Below are 2,731 nucleotides of genomic sequence, written 5' to 3' on the forward strand. Positions count from 1 at the left end.
GCAGTAGCCATGTGAAAGTAGGTCATTGCCAGGCACCTAATGCAACAGCCCTCGTCAGAAATGACGGGGGCTTTTTGCTGTCTGGGGTTTGGAAAACCGTTGAGCCATAAATAGTGTCTTTTAAGCTATCATTTGATTTATTCCGCAACTAAACCACGGCCTTTATGTCCACCAGTCTTTTATTAGCGCTTTCCTATGAGCAGCCCACCTCTGGTGAGCGACTAGCCAAGGAGTATGGCTGCACGCGAGCAGCTATTGCTAAACGAATTAATGCCTTGCGTGACGCCGGTGTGCTCATCGATGCAATTGCGCGAGAAGGTTATCGCTATGGCTACCCCTATTGCTGGTGGCAAGACATGCTCATGCAGCGTGAAATGGCCGTTGTTGCGCCCCGATTGGCGTGGCACATTTTGCCCAGTGTTGACTCGACAAATCACTGGATGCGCGAGCACCTCAAGTCATCCGCGACAGGGCTAATGCACTTGGCCGTTAGCGACTTTCAGCGTGCAGGCCAAGGGCGTCGCGGTCGCCAATGGTTGTCTTGGCCTGGGCGGCAAATGACAGTGACCATGGGCTTAGTTTCGTCGAGCAGCCCTGTCGCCTGGGTGGGTGTGGCCATTGCCGTGGGCGTCTGTATTGCCCAAATACTAAACGCCCAGGGTTGGCCTGTTTCATTAAAATGGCCGAATGATTTATGGCTAGGTGGCGCGAAGTTGGGGGGTATTTTGATAGAAATGGATGCCATGGCGGAGGGCCCAAGCCATCTTATTATCGGTTTTGGCATTAATGAGCACGTGCTCAGTGGCGAGCGAGAAAGCTTAGCGCGCGAAGTGGCTGCCTTATCGGATGCTAAGCAGCCGTATGATCGCCATGTCTTATTGGGCCAAATAGCCGCGAGTCTGTCCACTATGCTTGAATCTTTCGCTGAGACTGGCTTAGCGCCCTGGCATGCGGCGTGGAGGCGCTTTGATGTGCTGCACGGTTGTGAGGTAAATTTTGAACGCAATGGTCAATGGCGGAGCGGTATTGCGCAAGGCATTGACGCACAGGGAGCACTGCAAATACGTCAAGGAGATGAGCTGGTGAGTTGTCATTCGGGTGAAGTGTCCGTGTGTGCTATATGAACTTGCTCATTGATCAGGGCAACACGCGTGTAAAGGCTTGTCTGTACGACGTGGATCTTCGAAAGCTTGAGGCTGTCAGTTCGATAGCAGCGCTGCAAGCCTATCTGCTAGCTCACAACTTGCCGATTGATGCTATTGCTATCGCGTCTGTGGCGTCTGTGAATGAATCGACGCAGTTGATTACGTGCCTGAAGCGAGCACTGCCTTCGGCGCGTATTTACAACGTGCATTATGATGCGCAGATACTACCGTCAGCATATCTCGAGCCGAGTCGTTTGGGTGTCGACCGTTGGTTGGCGATGCTCGCTGTGAAGGAATGCCGTGATGCGATCGTCGTCGATGCGGGTACGGCCTTTACTGTCGACGTACTGAGGGCGGGTCAGCATCTTGGCGGTTATATTTTGCCGGGCCTCGCATTGCAGCGCGATGCGTTGGCGTCTCAAACGGCCGCCGTAAATTTTCCTAAAGCCGATGTAGCAGATCTTACCATTGGTCGGCATACAGCGGCCTGCGTCGGTCACGGAAGTCTGCGTGCCTTAAACGCACTGGTGTCATCGGTGGTTGATGAATTCGGTGGCGAGTCAACTGTGGCGACGTATTTAACCGGAGGTGATGCGGCGACGTTTATGCCGCATCTCAAGGCGGAACATCGACCATTATTGGTGTTTGAGGGGTTGCAGCTAGCCCTAAGCGGGTATCTCACAAGGGGTGATCAATGAAGTCGTTGGCTATATCGTTAATGGCGGTATCCGTCCTATTGGCAGGAATTATCGTCTGGCAACAACGTGATACTGTGCAAAGTTCGCAACAGATTACGCGGGATGCGCCCTTATCACTATGGCGTGATACGCAAACGACAAAAACACCATAAATAATCGATCTGCTTGTGCGTAAAAGCAGCAATCGTAGTTGTTAGTCCTGTCTATATTCATTATTATACGCCGCCTCGTATGTATAAGCCGGTATAGCTCAGCTGGTAGAGCAACTGACTTGTAATCAGTAGGTCCCGGGTTCGACTCCTGGTGCCGGCACCACACGAGAGCGTGTAAATGTAGCGGTGTTGCAGCAAAGTGCATTGGTAGTGGTGGCCTGAATTGGTTGACATTGCTTATGTTCAAGGCAAGAATGCGCACCCTCGTAGAGGTGGGATTCCCGAGCGGTCAAAGGGATCAGACTGTAAATCTGACGCGAAAGCTTCGAAGGTTCGAATCCTTCTCCCACCACCATTACACCGTCTCGGCGGAAAGTATGCGGGTATAGTTTAGTGGTAGAACCTTAGCCTTCCAAGCTAATGGTGCGGGTTCGATTCCCGCTACCCGCTCCAGTTTTACTGGAGTATTGGAATAAAGGCTCATATAGCTCAGTAGGTAGAGCACTTCCTTGGTAAGGAAGAGGTCACCGGTTCGAATCCGGTTATGAGCTCCACATTAAATGGGCAATCGTCTAACGGGCGGTTGTCTTTTGTTGTTTGTTTACTTGGCGCATGTGCGCGTGTAGGGGAGTTGAGTCATGGCAAAGGCAAAGTTTGAACGTAACAAGCCGCACGTAAACGTCGGCACCATCGGTCACGTCGACCACGGCAAAACCACATTGACTGCTGCGATCGC

3 protein-coding genes and 4 tRNA genes are annotated in these 2,731 nt (G+C 52.1%); all 7 read left to right on the top strand.

From position 1 onward, the window contains the following. Positions 1-164 precede the first annotated feature (164 nt). Entirely contained in the window at positions 165-1,124 is a 960-nt protein-coding gene (locus DFR26_RS03820; RefSeq protein WP_116207657.1) for a biotin--[acetyl-CoA-carboxylase] ligase, read from the top strand. Then, the gene (locus DFR26_RS03825) at positions 1,121-1,843 is read left to right on the top strand and encodes a type III pantothenate kinase (protein ID WP_116207658.1); all 723 of its coding nucleotides are present in this window, start codon (positions 1,121-1,123) and stop codon (positions 1,841-1,843) included. The genes DFR26_RS03820 and DFR26_RS03825 overlap by 4 nt, the downstream gene beginning before the upstream one ends. Before the next feature lie 239 nt (positions 1,844-2,082). Continuing rightward, a tRNA-Thr gene (locus DFR26_RS03830) sits at positions 2,083-2,158 on the top strand. 108 nt (positions 2,159-2,266) lie between these two features. Beyond that, a tRNA-Tyr gene (locus DFR26_RS03835) sits at positions 2,267-2,350 on the top strand. A 24-nt stretch (positions 2,351-2,374) separates the two neighbouring features. Then, positions 2,375-2,448: transfer RNA gene (locus tag DFR26_RS03840), tRNA-Gly, on the top strand. A 25-nt stretch (positions 2,449-2,473) separates the two neighbouring features. After that, positions 2,474-2,549: transfer RNA gene (locus DFR26_RS03845), tRNA-Thr, on the top strand. 84 nt (positions 2,550-2,633) lie between these two features. After that, a partial coding sequence (locus tag DFR26_RS11315) for a GTP-binding protein (protein WP_009586195.1) occupies positions 2,634-2,731 on the top strand: 98 nt, incomplete at its 3' end.

It is taken from the genome of Paraperlucidibaca baekdonensis (genome assembly GCF_003387535.1).
Classification (GTDB): domain Bacteria; phylum Pseudomonadota; class Gammaproteobacteria; order Pseudomonadales; family Moraxellaceae; genus Perlucidibaca; species Perlucidibaca baekdonensis.